General features: G+C 32.0%; 13 protein-coding genes. All 13 read left to right on the top strand.

The features are described 5' to 3' along the window. Positions 1-18 precede the first annotated feature (18 nt). The 13 genes from J7J00_RS18750 to J7J00_RS18690 all read left to right on the top strand — a co-directional run bounded on the left by J7J00_RS18750 (position 19) and on the right by J7J00_RS18690 (position 20,205). Complete coding sequence (locus tag J7J00_RS18750; protein WP_214793384.1) at positions 19-996, top strand: SDR family oxidoreductase; 978 nt, start codon at positions 19-21, stop codon at positions 994-996. 172 nt (positions 997-1,168) lie between these two features. Then, entirely contained in the window at positions 1,169-2,479 is a 1,311-nt protein-coding gene (locus J7J00_RS18745; protein ID WP_214793381.1) for a nucleotide sugar dehydrogenase, read from the top strand. Positions 2,480-2,829: 350 nt separating this feature from the next. Next, positions 2,830-3,999: an O-antigen ligase family protein gene (locus J7J00_RS18740; RefSeq protein ID WP_214793378.1), complete on the top strand. Its 1,170-nt coding sequence runs from the start codon at positions 2,830-2,832 to the stop codon at positions 3,997-3,999. Between the two features lie 440 nt (positions 4,000-4,439). Next, entirely contained in the window at positions 4,440-5,543 is a 1,104-nt protein-coding gene (locus tag J7J00_RS18735) for a glycosyltransferase (RefSeq protein WP_214793375.1), read from the top strand. Beyond that, a complete protein-coding gene (locus J7J00_RS18730) occupies positions 5,540-6,679 on the top strand; it encodes a glycosyltransferase (RefSeq protein ID WP_214793372.1) in 1,140 nt (379 codons plus the stop codon). Before J7J00_RS18735 ends, J7J00_RS18730 begins: the two co-directional genes overlap by 4 nt. Positions 6,680-6,811: 132 nt before the next feature. Continuing rightward, positions 6,812-8,362, top strand: coding sequence for a murein biosynthesis integral membrane protein MurJ (gene murJ / locus J7J00_RS18725; protein ID WP_309487203.1), 1,551 nt, complete (start codon positions 6,812-6,814; stop codon positions 8,360-8,362). Positions 8,363-9,154: 792 nt separating this feature from the next. Then, entirely contained in the window at positions 9,155-10,384 is a 1,230-nt protein-coding gene (locus J7J00_RS18720) for a nucleotidyltransferase domain-containing protein (RefSeq protein ID WP_214793370.1), read from the top strand. 3,699 nt (positions 10,385-14,083) lie between these two features. Next, the gene (locus J7J00_RS18715) at positions 14,084-16,024 is read left to right on the top strand and encodes a lasso peptide isopeptide bond-forming cyclase (protein WP_214793367.1); all 1,941 of its coding nucleotides are present in this window, start codon (positions 14,084-14,086) and stop codon (positions 16,022-16,024) included. A gap of 16 nt (positions 16,025-16,040) precedes the next feature. After that, positions 16,041-16,172, top strand: a complete 132-nt coding sequence (locus J7J00_RS18710; RefSeq protein WP_155726460.1) for a paeninodin family lasso peptide — start codon at positions 16,041-16,043, stop codon at positions 16,170-16,172. A 212-nt stretch (positions 16,173-16,384) separates the two neighbouring features. Then, the gene (locus J7J00_RS18705) at positions 16,385-17,323 is read left to right on the top strand and encodes an ATP-binding cassette domain-containing protein (protein ID WP_214793364.1); all 939 of its coding nucleotides are present in this window, start codon (positions 16,385-16,387) and stop codon (positions 17,321-17,323) included. Further along, positions 17,316-17,621: a lasso peptide biosynthesis PqqD family chaperone gene (locus tag J7J00_RS18700; RefSeq protein ID WP_214793361.1), complete on the top strand. Its 306-nt coding sequence runs from the start codon at positions 17,316-17,318 to the stop codon at positions 17,619-17,621. Before J7J00_RS18705 ends, J7J00_RS18700 begins: the two co-directional genes overlap by 8 nt. 31 nt (positions 17,622-17,652) lie before the next feature. Next, positions 17,653-18,135, top strand: a complete 483-nt coding sequence (locus J7J00_RS18695) for a lasso peptide biosynthesis B2 protein (protein ID WP_214793358.1) — start codon at positions 17,653-17,655, stop codon at positions 18,133-18,135. A 270-nt stretch (positions 18,136-18,405) separates the two neighbouring features. Beyond that, positions 18,406-20,205 carry an ABC transporter ATP-binding protein gene (locus J7J00_RS18690; protein WP_214793355.1) on the top strand — a complete coding sequence of 600 codons (1,800 nt, stop codon included), beginning with the start codon at positions 18,406-18,408 and terminating at the stop codon, positions 20,203-20,205. Positions 20,206-20,820 lie beyond the last annotated feature (615 nt).

The following is a 20,820-nucleotide window of genomic DNA, read 5'->3' as shown; positions in this document are numbered from 1 at the left end:
TTTATTGGAGGATTTTAAATGGGTTATGAAAGTGTGAGATTTCCAGAAGGAACAAGTTTTCTAATAACAGGTGCAGCAGGTTTCATTGGCTCAAATTTAGTGGAGGCATTAATTAATAAAGGATATAAGGTACGTGGTTTAGATAATTACTCAACCGGAAAAAAAGAAAATGTGGAAGAATTTATGAACAAAACTAATTACGAGTTCATTGAAGGGGACATTCGAGATTTTGAAACTTGTTTAAACGCATGTGAAGGAATTGACTACATCCTTCATCAAGCTGCATTAGGTTCAGTGCCAAGATCAATGAAAGAACCATTAATTTATGAAGATAATAATATAAAGGGAACTGCAAATATGATGGAAGCCGCAAGGTTAGCCGGGGTAAAACGATTTGTTTATGCATCTTCCTCATCCGTTTATGGTGATTCACCTATTTTACCAAAGGTTGAAGGTGAAGAAGGGGACGTTTTGTCACCTTATGCTTTAACAAAATTGGTAAATGAGCAGTACGGAAAACTTTATACACAGCTATACAACCTTGAGTGCATTGGGCTTAGGTATTTTAATGTATTTGGACGTAGGCAGGATCCTTATTCTCAATATGCAGCTGTTATTCCAAACTTTATTAAGGCAATCAAAAATGGAAAACAGGTTGAAATTTACGGTGATGGAGAACAGTCTCGAGATTTCACGTATATTGAAAATGTAATCGAAGCGAATCTAAAATCTTGTTTAGCATCTGAAGAAGCCTGCGGGCAGTCATATAATATAGCATTTGGTGAAAGATTTACGGTAAACCAAATGTATAACTTAATGTGTAAGCAATTAAATATTGAACTTGAACCAAAATTTCTTGAGCCTCGTGCTGGGGATATTAAACATAGTTTGGCAAGCACTCATAAAGCGGAAGAGTTTATAAAATATAGTCCTGACTGGGATTTCACAAAAGGCTTTATTGAAGCTATCAAGTGGTATAGGGCGAATATATACTAACCTCGATAGGTGTCTAATGACTTCTTATTTGAGAAAAGAAAAACTGTCGTATTTTAAGAAAAAATTAGATAGATCAATTCGAGAGTGCTTCATGTTAACAATATCGGTTTTTCGAAGGACCAGTAAAATTGCAAAAAGACAAATATATTATTTAAAGTAAAGAGGGATAATAATGAGTTTACATGAAGCAATTAAAAACAAAAAAGAAAAAATATCTGTCATAGGACTGGGATATGTAGGAATGCCACTTGCCATTGCATTTGCTAAAGTTGCAGAAGTAGTTGGTTTTGATATTTCAAAAGAAAAAGTGCACCAATATCTAAATGGACTTGATGTTACTAAAGAAGTGGGAAATGACGCGATTAATGAGACTAAAGCACAGTTTACGTATGAGGAAAAATATCTAAGAGATTGTAAGCTTCATATAGTTGCCGTGCCAACTCCTATTAACTCTGACAAAACACCAGATTTAAAGCCAATAATAGGTGCTAGTAAAACAGTTGGAAGAAATCTAACAAAAGGATCTTTAGTGGTTTATGAATCTACTGTGTATCCAGGAGTTACTGAAGATATATGTGTGCCTATATTAGAAGAAGAGTCAGGATTAAAATATGGAGTGGACTTTAAAGTTGGTTACTCTCCAGAAAGAATTAATCCAGGTGATAAAGTGCATAGGCTTGAAACCATTGTAAAAGTTGTTGCTGGTATGGATGAGGAGTCACTGGGTGAAATTGCTAATGTTTATGAAATGATAATTGAAGCTGGGGTATACAGAGCTGAGAGTATAAAAGTAGCAGAAGCGGCTAAAGTTATAGAAAATTCTCAGAGAGATATTAATATTGCCTTTATGAATGAACTATCAATTATTTTTAACAAAATGGGTATAGATACACAGGCCGTACTAGAAGCAGCTGGTACAAAGTGGAACTTTCTGAACTTTTCACCTGGACTTGTAGGTGGTCATTGTATAGGGGTTGACCCATATTATTTAACCTATAAAGCAGAAGAAATGGGTTACCATTCTCAAATCGTTCTTTCAGGAAGAAAGATAAATGATGATATGGGTAAGTATGTAGCGGAAAATACCGTAAAGAATCTTATTAAAGCTGATAAGCAAATTAAAGGTGCAAAGGTAGCTATATTTGGTGTTACATTCAAAGAAAACTGCCCAGATGTAAGAAATACAAAAGTGATAGATATTATTAAGGAGTTAGAAGAGTATGGAATTGATATTAAAGTAGTCGATCCTTTAGCTGATAAAGAAGACTTATGGAATGAATATCGAATAAATCCTTGTAATATTGAAGAAATAAAAGAAATGGACGCTTTAATATTTGCCGTACCACATGATGAATTTAAAATATTAAATTTAGAAGATATTAGAAAAATGTATTGGAATAATAAGCCGGTTTTAATAGATGTCAAAGGTATGTTTAATAGAAGAGAAGCAGAAGAAATGAATTACTTATACTGGAGACTGTAATTGGGTATACAATTTTGTTTTCCTAAAAGGGACAAAACCCTATCTTAAGAGTTCTCCATAATATCTGGAAAGTAAAAGGCACTTTCTTTACAACAGATAGATCCAAATATTATTAACAAACAATTTCCTTGAAAATATTAAGATAGGTAATAATACCTTTCTTGTAGTTAGTATTGTAAAAAAATGACTCATATAATTAGTGATGTAAGTTTAAGAAAGAAGTAGATTTAATAGAGGTATAATAGTTGTTACATTGCTGCTTTTTGTTACTAATGATAAATTTTTGGAAAAATATAAACTATTATTTTGAGGGCTAACATCGAAACAAGTATAGCAAAAAGGAGAATTTAATGGAAAGGCTCTGCTTTACTTTACTATTATTATTTGTTTTTAGCTTACCTTTTGAAAATATGTATGTAGTTGAAGGGCTAGGAACAATAACGAAATTAATAGGATTTCCCTTTTTTATATTATCCACTTTTTTAATAATTAAAAGAGGGTATGTAAAAAAGTTATCATACTATCATTTAATCATAATTTCCTTTTGTATTTTTGGCATATTAAGCTTTTTCTGGAGTATTAATCCTAGCTCTTCTGTAAAAAGTATTAGTACATTAATACAGCTAACAATTCTTTTAATTTACATTTCTCAAGTTATAAATAATTTTTCTATGTTAGTTAAATTGTTACAGGCTTATGTTTTAGGATCAACATATGTAATAATTGCAACATTTTCTAGTTATATAAATAACTTGGGAGTTAACGGAACTAGATTCAGTCCTGTGGGATTTGATCCAAATGAACTAGGAATTACAATTGTACTAGCTTTAGTAATAGCATGGTATTTATCTTTAATTATTAAGAATAAATTCTTTTTTTTATTTAATCGATTTATTGTATTAACGGGTATGTTTGCAGTCCTTTTGACTGGTTCTAGAACAGCTTTAATTGCACTATTAGTGAGTGGTATATATATGCTATTTACTACAAAGCCTACAAAAAGAAAGACTAGGATTGTTATATATATTGCAAGAATTGTTTTGATATTGATAATAATAAGAACAGCAATTCATTATTTACCAGAATCTACAGTAGAAAGATTAATGACTACCAGTAATGAAATCCAGCAGGGGGGGTTAAATAATAGGGGAATAATTTGGGAAGCAGGATTTTCTATTTTTAAAGAACATCCTTTGGTTGGAGTAGGTATCGGTGCTTTCCCGAGTGCTTTATATGAAAAAATTGGTTTAAATATGGTAGCGCATAATGTGTATGTTTCAATATCAGCGGAATTAGGTTTAGTAGGTTTTTTCATCTGGATAATGATAACTATTAGTTCCCTAATTGTAATTTATAGATTAAATTCGGCTGAAAGAAATTTTTACCTCTCTCTTTTAGTGGTTTTAATAATAGGATCTTTAACGTTGAGTTGGGAATACAGTAAAATAACTTGGCTTATATTTTCTTGTTTAGCCAGTATGAACGCCCTTCACATATGTAAACATAAGAAAGATTATTGAAATTTTAATGGGCATTTTTAAAAAGACACCTTCCTGTTTTAAGATTTTTTCAAGGCCATGAAAAAAGTGAGCCCTTTTAGTATAATATGATGGGTCAAATTAGCACGAGTTGACACCTGAATTTTATAACAAGTAGGGCTCTCCACACTTGTCCGATGTTATACATTTTCACCACCTCAAAGTAGGGTTAGATACCAACTCAGTATGTAACGGAAATCCTCCAAACATTTGTGGAAAACGAAAGGGTTATGTAGGGCACGTAAAATGCAAGACCATGGCTAGGTACGTTATCAAAAGCAACGCGAAGCGTACCCATGAATGTAGGATGATTTCATATTTTAAAGGACTATTTATTTGTGAATCGAGAAATATTTTGTGACACCCAACAAGATAGTTGCAAACTGTTGATTAATAAATATTTATAGAGGGAGTAAACTATAGTGGAAATAAAGCATGTTGCAATATTAATTCCTTCCCTAAAAGGAGGAGGAGCAGAAAGAGTTATGGTAAACTTAGCAAATTTATTTGTAGATCATGGCTTATCTGTTGATTTAGTAGTAATTAAAGCTGAAGGCCCCTATAAAAATCAGGTCTCATCAAAAGTCAATATAGTTGATCTCAAATGTAATCGGGTTGCTTTTAGTATTAAGTCATTAAAATATTATTTCGAAAAAAACAATCCAAAAAATGTTATTTCTACTATGAATCATCTAAATATTATTACTATGTTGAGTTTGAAATTTTCAAAAATAGAAACAAATGTTATTTTGACTGAACATACAACTCTAAGTAAATCTATATCCTCTTCAAAAAGTATAAAAGATAAAATAATACCTTATTTAACAAAGAAATATTATAAGAAGGCAAATAAAATAGTAGCCGTATCCACTGGTGTTGCTAATGATTTAAATCAGTTTTTAAATATTCCTTCAAATTTAATAGAAGTAATATATAATCCAATTGTTAATGATCGGTTATTATTAAACGCAAAAGAAAAAGTAGACCATCCTTGGTTTAACAATAAGAATAATCCTCTTATTGTTTCAGTTGGTAGACTAACTGAAGCAAAAGATTATCCCACTTTATTAAAAGCTATGAAAAAGGTAACTTCAGTAAAAAATGTGAATCTTGTTATCTTAGGTGAAGGGGAACTTCGAGAACAAATTGAACAAATAATTTATGACTTGAAAATAGAAGAACATGTACAATTACTAGGATTTGTAACCAATCCTTATAAATATATGGCAAAAGCTGATGGATTTGTACTTTCATCCAAGTGGGAAGGGTTACCAACAGTTTTAGTTGAAGCAATGGCTTTAGGAGTTAATCTAATATCAACTGATTGTGAAAGCGGACCAAATGAAATTTTGATGAATGGGAAATTAGGAAGATTGACAACCGTAGGAGATGTTGAAGACTTGGCTCAAGCAATTCTACAAACAATAGATGGTAGTAAGGTTGTTAGTAAGGGAGAGTTGATAGAAAGTTCGCAACGATTTAATAACAAAAGTATTTTAAATAAATATATGAGGCTGCTTGTATGATAAAAAAAAATAAAATAATGTACCTTATTACGGGTTTAGATACAGGTGGGGCAGAAATGCAGGTTTATCATCTGGCTAGAAAACTAATCGATAATGGAATTTATGAACCTGTTGTGGTTTCGATGAGAGATTTGGGCAATGTAGGAAATTTAATGGTTGAAAGTGGTATTAAAACTATACCTTTAAATATGAATTTAGGCTTGAGTAATTTAAACTTTTACAAAAAAATAAGTAGTATTATTAAAAAAGAAAAAATTTGTGTAATACATGCTCACATGTTTCATGCGATTTTGTTAGGAAGAATGTTGAAAATACTTCATCCAAAAGTGAAAATCATTTCAACAATACATAGTGTAGATGTTGGAGGGAAATTAAGAGAGAAATTATTACGAACTACTGAGTGGATGTCTGAGATAAATACAGTAATTAGTGAACTTTCAAAGAAAAGTTTAAAAAATAATAATGTAATATCAAATAAAACTATTACCATTCCAAATGGTATAGAAACTTCATTATTTCAATATAAAGAAAGTGAAAGGTTAATAAAGAGAAATGATTTAGGTTTAAACGATGAATTTATTTGGTTATCTGTAGGTAGATTCCATAAAGTTAAAAACCATGAAGGATTATTGCTCGCATTTAATCAACTTATAAAGCAAGGAATTAAAACAAAATTATTATTAGCAGGAGAAGGTCCTTTACTAGCCAGTATAAAAGAGTTGGTTAATAAGTTGGAGTTAAATGAGCATGTCCTTTTTTTAGGATTACAAAATGATATCTGCTCGATAATGAGTGCAGCAGATGGATTTGTGATGTCTTCATTATGGGAAGGTCTTCCTATGGTTCTATTGGAGGCAGCTTCAACCGAACTTCCTATTGTAGCAACAGATGTTGGTGGGAATAGGGAAATAATAAAACATAAGGAGACAGGATTATTAGTAAATGATAACACGCATGAAGAATTAGCAAAAATGATGCTTGAAATGATGTCATATAGTGAAGAGACAAGGAATGGGTTGAAACTAAAGGCTAAAAACTGGGTGGAAAATAATTACTCCTTAGATAACATTGTGAATAAGTGGGAGAATATATATGACCAATATTTACAACATGACCAAGGGAAATCAAGATATTAATTAATAATAAAATGATCATAAGAACCAGGATAATTATTTATTATATAGTTTTAAAGCCTCTAGAAAGCAGGTAAAGATAGTAGTGTTCTAACAGTTGTTGTTGTTTTCTTAAGTTATCTTATTCCATAAAGCGTGAATTTAGAGAAAGTCAGGGTTTGTATGAGAAAAACTGCTGTTGTTTTGATGGTTATTACAATTGTTTCGAAAGCACTTGGTCTTTTAAGAGATCTCGTACTTTCCAATTTTTATGGCGCTTCTACCACTAGTGATGCTTATTTAGTATCCATTACCATTACCAGCGTGTTGTTTGGATTTGTTGTGACTGGAATAGCTACTAGTTACATCCCAATGTATAGGAGTATAGAAAAAAATTTCAGTAAGGCACGGGCTGTTCTTTTTACAAGTAACCTAGCTGGTTTATTAACAGTATTGGCTACTATTATTACCATTTTAGGAATGGTTTTTACCGAGCAATTGGTCAAACTTTTCGCTTCGGGTTTTGAGGGAGGAACATTCAAACTAGCGGTGGTGTTTACACGTATTTGCTTGTTTAACTTATACTTCACAGGGCTAATTGGTTTATATAGTGGTTTTTTACAGTTACAAGGTAACTATATTATTCCTGCACTAATTGGTTTACCACTTAATATAGTTACAATTATTTTTATTTATTTAAGCACTACTATCAATATATTTTGGTTAGGGATAGGTACTGTTCTCGCAACTGTTTCACAATTTCTTTTGCTTGTTCCATTTATTTTGAAGAAAAAGTATAAACATAGATTTCGATTTGATATAAAAGATGAACATATAAAAAAGACCATTCAAATCGCATTGCCTGTTATTTTCGGGGTATCTATAAATGAAATCAATGTAGTAGTGGACAGAACTATAGCATCACAAATAACACCCGGAGGGATATCAGCACTTTATTATGCGAATCTCTTGAATAATTTTGTTCTTGGTGTTTTTGTTGTTTCTATTTCTTCTATTATGTATCCACAAGTGTCAAAAATGGCAGCAGAGCGGGATATGCTGGGGTTCAAAAAAATGGTGAGAAATGCTGTAACAGGAATTAACTTCTTAGTACTTCCAGCTGCGGTAGGTTTAATGGTTCTATCCGAACCTTTAGTAAAACTGTTATTTGGAAGAGGTGAGTTTGATAGTCGAGCTATTTCAATGACAGCATCTGCCCTTTTTTTCTCGTCAATAGGACTTATCGGGTTTAGTTTAAGGGAAATTGTGTCTCGAGCATTCTATGCTTTACAAGATACTAAAACCCCCGCAATTAACGCTGCAATTGCTGTAGTTTTAAATATTATATTGAATATAGTGTTGTCTCGATATATGGGTATAGATGGACTTGCTCTAGCAACAAGTATATCTGCTATTATTTGTCTAATTTTGCTACTTATTAGTCTGCAAAAAAAGATTGGTTCGTATGGTATTAATAATATAATAATTTCATTCATTAAAGTGTTGTTTTCCTCTGTAATAATGGGGATTGTTGTTAAATTTATTTATAAATATCTAGATCATTTCATGGGTGATAAATCTACTTTATTAATTTCAATAATAATAGGAGTTATTGTGTACGCAATCTCTGTTTATATACTGAAAATAAAAGAGATAAATTATTCGATGAAAATGATTAATAATAAGGTGAAAAAAAGTCGAGATTAATTAGTGTTAAACTTAAGTTAAAAATCTGCAATATAAGATATGAAATTATTCCTTGGGAAGAATTTCATATCTATTAAGGATGTAAGGTTTAAATAAAATTGTATTTTAGTCAATGGATAAAAAGATGTTAGATGGTGAGCCACTCAAAACAATAAAAAATGTCTCTACAACTAGTATTACGCTGGAGCATTTCTATTTGTTACAGGTTTTAATATTTCAGGCATATGACACCGATGGACGGTGTCACTTTTTTTAGCCTGCTTTTAATATGTTGTTCTACGAAATTCAAATTGTGGTGAGTACGATATAAGAGCAGATACTGTTCATTTTATTTAAAAAATAATAATGAAATATAAAAAAAGATATTGAAGAGATATAACTTTGCACTAGTTTACTTTGGCTTTATATAAAGTTGTTAGGTACCATAGGGAGAATTCATCTTAATCCTATTCTATTGTAAGAAATGGACGCTTGTTTTACCTACAAGATTCTTTAGATTTAGAACCTGTAAAGAAGTGTTATTTCAACTATAATTTTTACCCGATTTTTCAGGAAGTGAATAAGAAGAGCACCAGTCAAACTCACATACACTGATTAAACCTTAAATAAAAGTAAAACCAGATTTGCCATAAAAAATCTTGGGGTTAGTATATATATGATGGGCAGAGTGTAAAAAAAAAAGACCAATAGAATTTATTATTACTTGCTTAATTTGGTAGTGTGCAATCCTTTATAAGGGAAAGGGTAGTGTGTTTACTAGATAAAAAAGTCAAAATTCTTAAGGAGAAAATAATGGACAATAAAAATAAATTATGTCTCGATCTGTCTATAATATCTATGGAGTCCAGATTATTACTTGAAATAATTATGAAGGAATATGATGATATTTTATGGTCCGTCAATAATGAAATGTTTTTAGGCGTTGATTGGGATTTATTTCTTGAATTGGCAATCCATCATCGCGTTTATCCATTAATTTTTACAAAATTAAATAATTTTGATAAAAAACTGATTCCACATCATGTAATTTTAACTTTATCCAAGGAATACAAAAAAAACACTTTTCAAATGCTTCACTTAAGTGGTGAAATGGAACAAGTAAGTAAATTGTTTGCTGAAAATCAAATACGACTACTTTTTTTGAAAGGTCCGGTAATTGCTGCCGATATTTACGGAGATATTTCTCTAAGAACTTCCAAAGATTTAGATATTTTAATTCCGAAATCAGATATAAAAAAAGCAGAAGAACTTTTATTGAATTATGGATATGAAAAAGAGGAAGTTCAAGATATATTTGGAGAGTGGAAATGGAGGAATCACCATGTAACCTACTTCCATCCTCAAAAGAGAATACAAATTGAAATTCATTGGAGACTACACCCTCGACCTACGAAGGAACCGAGCTTTATTGAGCTATGGGAAAGAAAAAGGGTTAGTAAACTCACAAGTTATCCGGTCTTTTTTCTCGGAAAAGAGGATTTGTTTTTATTTCTTGTCTCTCATGGCGCTCGTCATGGTTGGTTTCGTCTAAGATGGTTGGTAGATATCGACCAAATCGTAAGGAAAAGCAGGAATTTTGAAAAAAGTATACTATCTAATTACTACCAAAACAATCTTTTAGTAGGACAAGCTCTTATTTTAGCTTCTCAGCTACTAAAAACTCCTATTATTAAAGAAATCAATATATTAAAATTAAGCTATCGTTCAAGAAAGTTAGCACAATTGGCGGTTTTCTACATTAAAGAAAAGGGATTTGAAGATATTAAAAAGCCCCAAAAAGCTTTCGATAAATACAATCATTCTCTATTTTCATTAAAGTCAAATCTGCGGAGGTCTTTCTACCTTAACCTTTATCAATTTTCAGTTAAGTCAAATCTGCAGAAGTTTTACTATATTATTGAATTATTTCATCCTAGTTCAGCGGATGTAGAGACACTAATATTACCTAGATATTTACATTTTTTGTATTTTCCGTTACGTCCCTTTTTATGGGCCTGGAGGAAGACAAGGAAAATTGTATGATTTTATCATTTCCTTATATTGGAATTTAAGTAAAAAGGATTTCTATTTAAAGGGGATGTGGCTCCTTCTTGGTTAAAGACTTAAATTCAGTTAAATTAAATTAATTCTGTCTTTATATTTTTAATGAAATGCTTCGATAACCTCATTATACAAACAGTTACCAAGACTAGACATTCAACTGACAAGCATGTGCTCCCTAATACAGTTTTGGTCGATATGATATGTAGATACTCCATTAGTTCAATTGAAAAATTATGCCTTTAGTATATATTACGGCCGATTAATACCTCTCTCAATTTATTAATAAGGGTGTCTGGGTAATAAAGGGTTATATATGTCGATTTCATTATTGTATGAATCAAGGATCGTTGAAAGATGAAGCGTAATTGATCATATTGAAACACTTTATACCTGTCACCCATTTTTCGTTTGTTTTGTGGCAGTAAAATTATGTTGTAATATGTTAGGAGCTTAAACCATGTATTCATCTTGTAATTTCAATTTTATTTTCTGTAACTCCTGCCATGATCTTTTCTTTGAGGAGAAAAAAGATTTACTTTGATGTAAAAAGTGGTTTTGAGGGCGATGAGGATTACAAACTTTTGATACCATAATTCCTAATAGGTATGAGAATATTAAAAATTCTGTTAAATAGAATTCCAACTGTACTATGTTTTGTAAGGTTTTAATATGGCATTTTATTAGTGTTTCTAATTTCAGACCTGTTGTAAACCCTTTTTTTTGTTGAGCCCAATAGAGGTAAACAAATTCTTGGAGGAGGGTGTTTAACCGCTCATACCCGTGGCTTGAATTCATTGGAGAACATAAGGCCTAAATATACTTCAAATTAGCTCTTTCTAACCTTCAGAATAGATAATTGTGGTACTTGATCTTCAATTATCTAAGATTACCCTTGTTTTACGATCGTCCCGGTTTCTTCAGCTAAGGACATTTTTTATCCATGTTTTTGACATAATTTTTTTTGAAAAAATTCACTGTCATCATTATGCTTAAACTTTCCAACTATATTAAGTAATGGGATAATTATTTGTTAAAGTTTTGGTAATTTTAAACCGTTGATATTCGATTTTAGGAATTATAGTACCAATGATGACATGACTATACTTCTATCGCAATTTTATTTCGAAGGTGCTTGGTCTGCTGAGGAGTATTAATCAATGGCAATTGTATCATCGATATCCTTCGTTTGGAATTGTCTTTAACAGCCTTTTTCTTCAGGCTTAATCTTGGTGCCCATCACTTTACTTTGACTGAGCCATATATCCAATGGTTCAAATTGGACTCTAGATTCATCACTTTCCTTGGTTTACAATTCAGATTCGATTGAACCGTTTGTTTATTTAGTTGGAAAAGTCTGTTTACTCTTTTAGTCATTTTTTTCTCCTCAGTAGAAGTAGCTGTAGTCTACTTGACCTTATTTTTTCTATCTGATAAATTTGAAAGAAGAATTTTGTCAAATAGCGGCCCCTAGTTTAATAGGTAACCATTATACGATTTTGAATTCCCTATTCACAACTTAAAAAGAATGAAATAGATAGTCTACATCTAACACACATCTAGTTATACTTAACTATTATACATAATTAGCAAACGCATTTATTATAGTTACATGATTCTCTCTATTTTAGAAAAATTAGTTTGCTGATATAGATTTTTTTGCAAAATAAATTAAAGTTTACACTTCTGCATTTGTCGTTTAGTCGTTATGTCTGATTTTTTTATCAAAGGTATGAAATGCTAAATGGCAGTCCATGCAGATTGTAGGTTTAAAGAAAAATTGAATATCTCTTTAATTACTTTTCTATTCACTTCCCATAATATCGCAAATAAAATCTCACATAATTTCTTTACTGATTGTATTCCCTATTTTTTTTTTATAATTTTCTTCTCTGATTTAAAGAAAGCCTTGATCAAAGGTAAATGGGGGCCTACTAATTAGTAAAGTCCTCTTCTTTTCATTTAATATCTTCTTCCTTTGAAGTTTCAAAGTGATTCATTCAACTTTGAAAAGAATAGGCTATTTGCCTGTTCATGCAAATTAAAATAAAGGCTACCTTTGTTTTTCGTTGTAGAAATTCAGAACTATTCTTACTATACTGTTCAGCGCTATGCTTATTACTCTGGCACTTTTAGTACAAAATACATTTTTCTGTTTTTATATCAAGTGAATAAATTAAATAAATCCAATTGGTATTTTTATATAGTGTGCTGGTACATTCAAATTGGCCACTTTTTTTGTTCATCGGCAGTGAGCTCCTCAGTTCTAACTGAAGACGGCTTTTGTTCCAAATTGGCAGCACTGCTTAAAGCCGTCATGATTCAAGGCTTCCCTTACAGAAATAATACTCGCTAGAAATATCACTTGTGACAACAATAATGGAAGGGTGGCGTTGGAGCCACTCCGATACCAATTCATTTTACGGTTTAAATAACTCTAAGTATTCTAGTACCAATTGATACTTTATGTTTTTTCTTCTTGATTCGGTAATCGATTCCAATCAAAATAGAATTAATATACGCTGTGACTTCTTCTTTGTGAAAAAAAGCATTTGTACAAAGGCATCACATTGAATAGATATCTTTCTAGCTGCTTCAGCGCTTAATAAAAAAGGTATATTCTATGAAATTAATCGGTGGCATGCCATGCATGAGGCTTCAAAAATTCCATTATGCCTACATTATAAATAAGCTTAAGATAGTCATGATTATCGTAAAATAGCCTTTTCAATTTTTAATAGAGATATAGTGGGGTTCCTTTAATATTCTCTAGTATCGGATTTGTATTCAAGAGGCTGAGGAACAGCGATTGAAGACTTGGCAAAAATGAAAGTACAATCTAAATCCGTTGTAGTGGGGACAATGTCAAGAATGTTCGATTCAAATGGAGCATTTGCATTTCCATTTTCAATGCCTCTGGAGGTAACGGTGTACTACAATACTTATCCCAGAAGCTCATCAACAAAATAGTGAAGGAACCAATTTAGCGCAGATTATAAATATAAATTTATAGATGGAAACTCGGAGCATCAAAAAGCTATTATAATATTAGACTCCGCCCTGAAGAAGTAAGGTATGTAAAATAATGCTATAAGATATGTAAAAGGAAATTGATATGTGAGGGAGCTAATATTTAGTATGCTCTCAGTGCATATTTTTCGAATCGAAGATATTTTAAAATTTTGAGAAGTTAAAAGGGGACAAGGAAAATGTAAATTCGTTACTTAAATAGAATTAAGTGTTTCATACATTCAAAAAAAAGTTTTTTATTTTTAATAATGAGCCCCACACGATGAGGGAATGTTAAACGCTATTTACAAATAGGGAAGATTGTTTAATGTTTGTACAGGTCCATTTTTGATTTATATATACGTGTAAAAGAGTTATTGACATAGGCATAATTACGTGGTAATTTAAGCTTATAAAATTCGTTATAAAGAACAGTGTGTTCGCAAAAAAGGTATGAGATAAGAAGTTAATAGCATGCTTAGAGGACAACTCAGTATTAGATACAAGAACACAAAACAATTAATAAGTAAAAAAATCAACGTTAAATAACACCTGAATTTTTAGAATTATATAATATAAATAGGTAATTGATATTTATTAATTGTTCTGAATTTTTTTATTAAAGGAAACATCATTAGTTATATAAATAACAAAGTAAGCAGGGGGGAAAACATGAGTGCTATAACCGGTATTTATCATTTGATTGAAGAGCCTGTAAATCTCCAGCAGTGTCGTAATTTGATGAAAGGATTACAAAAATATCCTGCTGATTATATCCAAACATGGCATTCAGATAAGGTTTTTCTCGGTTGTCACGCTCAATGGATTACTCCTGAATCTGTAGGTGAACAGCTTCCGTTTTACGACTTTGAAAGGCGATGTACAATCACCGCGGATGCTATTATTGATAATCGTGAAGATTTATTTCAGATGTTGCAAGTAAAACCATTAGATAAAAAAGGCATGACTGATAGTGAATTGATTCTACTTTCATACTATAAATGGGATGAAGATGCACCTAAGTTCTTAGTAGGAGATTTTGCTTTTGTGATATGGGATGAAAAAAGACAGAAGATGTTTGGGGCAAGAGATTTCTCAGGCAGCAGGACGCTTTATTATCACCAAAGTCATCAGAAATTTGCATTTTGTACAACGATAGATCCTCTTTTGTCACTACCATTTATTGAAAAAAAATTAAACGAGCAGTGGCTGGCTGAATATTTGGCGATATCCGGAATGGTAGATGCGGTAGACTCTACAATAACTCCTTATAAAAGTATAAATCAGATACCACCATCTCATAGCATGACGATTGAGAAGAATAAGCTGACTTTAAAAAGATATTCCTACTTAACTCAAGGGAAAAGACTAAAACTAAAGACAAATGAAGAATATATCGAGGCATTTCAAAGTGTCTTTCAGGAGGCTGTAACCTCTCGATTAAGAACACATCGAAACGTTGGCGCACAGTTGAGTGGAGGCTTAGATTCAGGAGCTGTTGTTGGCTTTGCTGTAAAGAAACTACAAAGTAAAAACAATAAATTACATACATATAGTTATATTCCTCCCGAGGATTTTAAAGACTTTACACCAAAATACTTATTAGCAGATGAGCGGCCGTTCATTAAATCAACAGTAAATCATGTTGGTGGTATTACAGATCATTACTGTGACTTTAAGGGAAAAGACTCCTATTCTGAAATGGACGACTTTCTTGACATCATGGAAATGCCTTATAAGTTTTTTGAAAATTCCTTTTGGTTGAAGGGGATGTTTGAAAAGGCAAATGAGGAAGACATAGGGGTATTACTTAATGGTGATAGAGGGAACTTTTCTATTTCCTGGGGGTTCCCTTTAGAGTATTACTCTCTCCTTTTAAAAAGATTAAAATGGGTTCGCCTTTATCAGGAATTAGACCAATATAGGAGAAATGTTGGTGGATCTAGATTACGTAAAGTGAAAACAATTGCAAGAATCGGATTTCCAATTATTGATCGCGTCTTTCCAGAAGGTGTTCCATATAAAATTCCTTCCTTAATTAATCCTGGATTTGCAGAAAAGACGGGCGTTTATGACAAATTTAAAGAACACGGAATTGATCAAACAGGATGGTATTCAAATTCTGATATGTTTAATGAAAGAAAAAAGCACTTTGAAGATGTCTTTCAGTGGAATGCAGGGAGTACACTTTCCACAAAGCTTTCCTTACGATACAAGTTGTGGAAACGGGATCCAACCAATGATATACGTGTCATTCGTTTTTGTTTATCTCTCCCTGAAAATCAATATGTACAGAATGGTGTAGATCGTGCACTTGTTCGAAACTCCACAGAAAATTACATACCAGATAAAGTGAGATTAAACCAACGTTACAGAGGTGTGCAAGGAGTTGATTGGGTTCACCGTATGCTTCCTAAATGGGGTGGATTTATAGAAGAGATAGAGCAACTTAGTACAGATAAAAAAGCATTAGAATTTCTAGATGGCCAAGCGATAAACAAAGCACTATTAAAGATTAAAGAAGGAGCTAGGGCAGAATTTGCTACTGATCCTGAATATAAGTTTTTAATGCGCAGTTTAATCGTGTATCGATTTTTAAAACAGTTTAATTAAAAGGAGGTGAATACATATGAAAAAGGAATGGAAAAAGCCTGAGCTAGAAGTTCTTGATGTTAATAAAACAATGCTTGGAAGAGATGGTGATTACACGGATGCCGCATTTCCAGCAGGTACAGGTAAAGGAGATTTGACTTTTAGTTAATATCTCCCTCACGTACATGTAGATTGCAATGTTAAAGAACTGAGCCCCTATTTATCGAGTTAATAGGGGTCTGTCTTGAAAAATCAATTAGTTATTTATAAAAGGGACTTAATTCTAGTCGTAAATAAAACAAAAATATAAAAGAGCGAATCTGTTTCGATGAAGAGAGATTACTTACTTAGATGAAATCGTTAATATTTGGGGGTGTTTATATGATTGGTATTGAAAAAAAGACTGTTTATGAAGCCTTTGGTTTAACAGTCTCAAGTGAAATCCCTCTACCAGAATTATTTCATATAAAAAAAGAGGATGATATAACGGATATTGTTATTGAAAAGGCTGACCTCTATCCATTATGGAACGAGCATTCGGATCCTAATGAAGATTTTGTTATTAAGAAAGACTGGATTATGTTCCATGTGTCAGGAACAGGCATTTTTTTGATAGAAAGCGGAAATAGAATAGTAGTTTCACCATGTAATGAGGCTTATGAAGATGAAATTCGACTTTATATCCTCGGTACTTGTATGGGAGCAATATTGATGCAAAGAAAGATTCTTCCTCTACACGGAAGTGCTGTAGCCATAGATGGAAAGGCATATGCGATTGTTGGTGATTCTGGTGCTGGGAAATCTACTCTTGCTTCAGCTTTATTAAAAAGAGGCTATCAGCTCATAAGTGATGATGTCATACCAGTAACACTTACTAATGAAAATATACCAATTGTTACACCTTCCTATCCTCAACAGAAATTGTGGTTGGAAAGTTTAAATCATTTTGAAATGGATTCAACTAATTATCAATCACTCACTGTTAGAGAAAATAAATTCGCTGTTCCTGTTCAAAATCAGTTTATTACCGAACCACTCCCACTTGCTGGTGTATTTGAATTGGTCAAGGGAGATAATGACGAGATAGAAGTGAGACCTATAGAACATCTCCAAAGATTTTATAAGTTGTACTATCATACATATCGTAATTCTTTTATTCAACAGTCTGGTTTAATGGACTGGCATTTCAATATCTCCGCTAAAATGATTAAAAAAATTGACTTTTTTCAATTACGTCGACCTACAAACCGTTTCACCGCTCCAGACCTATCGGATTTAATAGTAAACATGCTAAAAAAGGAGGAAATAGTTTATGATTAAAAACGTAAGAGTTACTAAGAACCATTTATATAGCCAAAGTCCAGGGAACATTGTTAGTGATATGGATGGAGAAAAAGTGATGTTAAGCGTTCACAAAGGTAAGTATTATAATTTAGGTGAATTGGGTGGAGAGATATGGGAGCTAATGAAGGAGCCCATTACGATTCATGAGATAGTTATAGCATTACAGGCTCAATATGATATAGCTCAAGACGAGTGTGAGGAACAAGTCACAGACTTTTTAAATCAATTGTTAGAGCAAGACTTAGTTAATATAAAAGAAAGCATTAATTCCTAGTATTATGAATTTCTAGCTCTAGGAGGAAAAAATGAATATCACAAAGAAAGCTCATACTTTTCTTCGATTGAATTATAAAACAAAGCTGCTGTTTATTGAGGCCTTTTTACATTTAGGTAGAGCCCGTTATCTTAAAAGCATCTCATTTTCAAAAGTTGCTCCTTCACTAGGTGAACAAATGAAAGAGACATCATATACCTCCAATTCATCGAATAAAGAGGTTTTAGCCAGTATATCGCGAGCTATCCATATTATGAGTCGCTATACTTTTTGGGAAAGCCAATGCCTTGTAAAAGCAATGGCTGGAATGAAAATGCTTGAGAAAAGAAATATTGGTAGTACTCTTTATTTAGGTACAGCTAAAGATGAGAATGAAGAACTCATTGCACATGCTTGGCTACGTAGCGGTCCTTTTTATATAACCGGTGCTGAAGTGATGGATAGGTTCACGGTCGTTTCTAAATTCGCTAAAGAGAACAGGGATGAAAATCTAGAAGAACAAGAATCTAGTTAACGTTCTCGATACATATTATAACAGGGGGAACGTTTAACACGATTTCCTCCAGAAACGATTGTTTATAAGTATATATCGAAACAAATCCCTAGTTCTTCGAATCACCAACCCCATTCGTTTTCTATTATATCCATTAGGTAGAAGTTCTTATAAACCTACAATGTGCCCCAATACCTTTCCTTCAAATGTCGTAATTCAGCAATATTGCAAAATGCTATGTAGACATTCGGGATAACAAAGAAACAAGCTCTGTGATAGGAGGATATGATTTTGAAGCATCTCTTGCATTTTACCAAGCGGATACATGATTATTCGGGGAAAATTCTATATATCAATCTTATTTGTATGATTTTAGTAGGTTTATTAGAGGGTGTAGGAATTTTCTTATTAATCCCGTTGATTGGATTGACCGGTATTTTAGATATTAGTACAGAGGAAGTTCCTTTTTTAAGTTGGGTTAATGAATTATTCATAGGAATTCCTGAAACGATTAGTCTTTTATTGATACTGGGAGTTTACGTGTTATTAATGGTTGGACAAAGTATTTTTAAGAGGAATCAAACAATATTAGGAGTGAAAATCCAACAAGGTTTTATTAGACATTTAAGAGATGAGGCCTATGGAGGTTTGCTGCAAGTAAATTGGGGATTTTACCTGAAAAAGAGGAAAACTGATATTATTAACATCATGACAAATGAAACTTTTAATGTGAGTGCAGGTATTAATTTATTCTTACAGTTTTTATCTTCACTTATTTTTACTTTTATTCAAATCGTTATAGCACTTTATCTATCTGTTACTATGACTAGTTTTATCATAGTTTTTGGATTGATCCTAATCTTCTTCTCCAGGAAGTTTATCAAAAAGTCTCAGTCTTTAGGAAAAGAAACTTTTCAACTAACGCAAACATATTTAGCGGGTATTACTGATCACCTTAATGGAATGAAGGATATCAAAAGTAATTCATTAGAAGATTCTCATTTAAGTTGGTTTCTTTCCTTAACTGGAAAAATGGAAAAAAATAGAATTAAGTTAACTACATTAAATACAACTTCTCAAATGATCTTCAAAATTGTTTCTTCATTTTTAATTGCGATTTTTGTGTTTTTTTCAATAAAAATGTTCATGGCCCAGCCAGCACAATTAATGTTGATAATGGTTATTTTTTCAAGGTTATGGCCAAGGTTTACAAGTATCCAATCTAATTTAGAACAAATAGGATCTACTCTTCCGTCATTTAAAGCATTGTTAGAATTACAAAATGAATGTAGGGAAGCAAGAGAGTTATATGATTCGGATTATAAAAATAGTAAGTCCATCGAAATAAAAAATGGGCTAGATTGTCGTAATGTCTACTTTAGGTATAATCAAAATGAAAGTACGTATGCACTTAAAAATATAAATGTACACATACCATCTAACCGTATGACGGCTATAGTAGGACGATCAGGGGCTGGAAAAAGTACTTTAATTGATATATTAATGGGATTAAATCAACCTGATCGGGGAGAGGTCAGTATTGATGATATTCCACTTACTAGTGATCACTTATTATCACTAAGGAAATCCATTAGTTATATACCTCAGGATCCGTTTCTATTTAATTCAACTATACGGGAAAATTTGATAATTATTGACCCTAATGCAAGCGATGAATCCATTTGGGAGTCTTTAGGGTTCGCTGCTGCTGCTGATTTCGTAAGTAAGCTTCCACAAGGTCTTGATACACTCATTGGTGATCGAGGAGTTCGACTCTCAGGAGGAGAAAGACAGCGACTAGTACTAGCTCGAGCCATTTTACGTAAACCATCTATCCTTGTCTTAGATGAGGCAACAAGTGCATTAGATACGGAAAATGAAGCGAAGATCCAAGCCGCTATCGAAAGATTAAAAGGAACCATGACCATTATTGTCATTGCTCATCGATTATCAACAATTCGTAATGCGGATCAAGTATTGGTAATGGATCAGGGAGAAATTATTCAAGTCGGTGAATATAACCAACTAGCGAGTGAAAAAAGAGGAATGTTCAGCAATTTACTAGGTATTCAAATAGAATCAAGTGTGTAACTTTTATTTTATCAACAGGAAATTCTCTGATCCCATTTTTTATAACTTTGTACAGACAATATAAATACTTGACATAATAATGAAAAAATAGTAAATTTATCTTTGTTGTACGTTATAAAGAACGAACGGTGTTTATGTACTGATGTTATGGCTAATCAGTTTATTTCTAACGAGAGGGTTATTTCAACTCCTTACATTAAAAAGAAAAGATATAAAAAATCAATTTTTATATCTATTATGGAGATAAAACATATAAATATATTGATTCTTAACTGTAATCGACAAGCTAGTAAAAGCAAAGACTAATATCAAAAGCACATACTTTATTGATTGGGTAGTTAAGAAAGGATGAATTTTAATGCCTTTATACCAAATGAGAGAAATATGGACACCCCTAAAATTAGTTGGGGTTAAGTTTTTTAAATCAGATGATAGAAGTATTTTCATCAAGGTTTTAAACCAACATCGAAGAAAGATAAAGTAATATGTATTATATATGAGTAGGCAAGCTTGTTAAGAAACGGAAAATAAGAAAAGTTTATTGAGGTCTGTAAATACAGTTTATTTCGATTTATATATGTTTGTGAGTCAGAAACATTGGATTTGAGTCAATAT

This window comes from Bacillus sp. ISL-4 (assembly GCF_018613275.1).
Classification (GTDB): Bacteria; Bacillota; Bacilli; order Bacillales; family DSM-1321; genus Peribacillus; species Peribacillus simplex_E.
Note: the sequence above shows the minus strand (reverse complement) of the source record. Positions and strands in the feature narration are given on the sequence as shown.

Bases quoted from the DNA above. Each gene is read 5' to 3' on its own strand.
- J7J00_RS18750 (WP_214793384.1), top strand. From the start codon at position 19: ATGGGTTATGAAAGTGTGAGATTTCCAGAAGGAACAAGTTTTCTAATA.
- J7J00_RS18740 (WP_214793378.1), top strand. From the start codon at position 2,830: ATGGAAAGGCTCTGCTTTACTTTACTATTATTATTTGTTTTTAGCTTA.
- J7J00_RS18720 (WP_214793370.1), top strand. From the start codon at position 9,155: ATGGACAATAAAAATAAATTATGTCTCGATCTGTCTATAATATCTATG.
- J7J00_RS18730 (WP_214793372.1), top strand. From the start codon at position 5,540: ATGATAAAAAAAAATAAAATAATGTACCTTATTACGGGTTTAGATACA.
- J7J00_RS18695 (WP_214793358.1), top strand. From the start codon at position 17,653: ATGAATATCACAAAGAAAGCTCATACTTTTCTTCGATTGAATTATAAA.
- J7J00_RS18700 (WP_214793361.1), top strand. From the start codon at position 17,316: ATGATTAAAAACGTAAGAGTTACTAAGAACCATTTATATAGCCAAAGT.
- J7J00_RS18715 (WP_214793367.1), top strand. From the start codon at position 14,084: ATGAGTGCTATAACCGGTATTTATCATTTGATTGAAGAGCCTGTAAAT.
- J7J00_RS18710 (WP_155726460.1), top strand. From the start codon at position 16,041: ATGAAAAAGGAATGGAAAAAGCCTGAGCTAGAAGTTCTTGATGTTAAT.
- J7J00_RS18745 (WP_214793381.1), top strand. From the start codon at position 1,169: ATGAGTTTACATGAAGCAATTAAAAACAAAAAAGAAAAAATATCTGTC.
- J7J00_RS18705 (WP_214793364.1), top strand. From the start codon at position 16,385: ATGATTGGTATTGAAAAAAAGACTGTTTATGAAGCCTTTGGTTTAACA.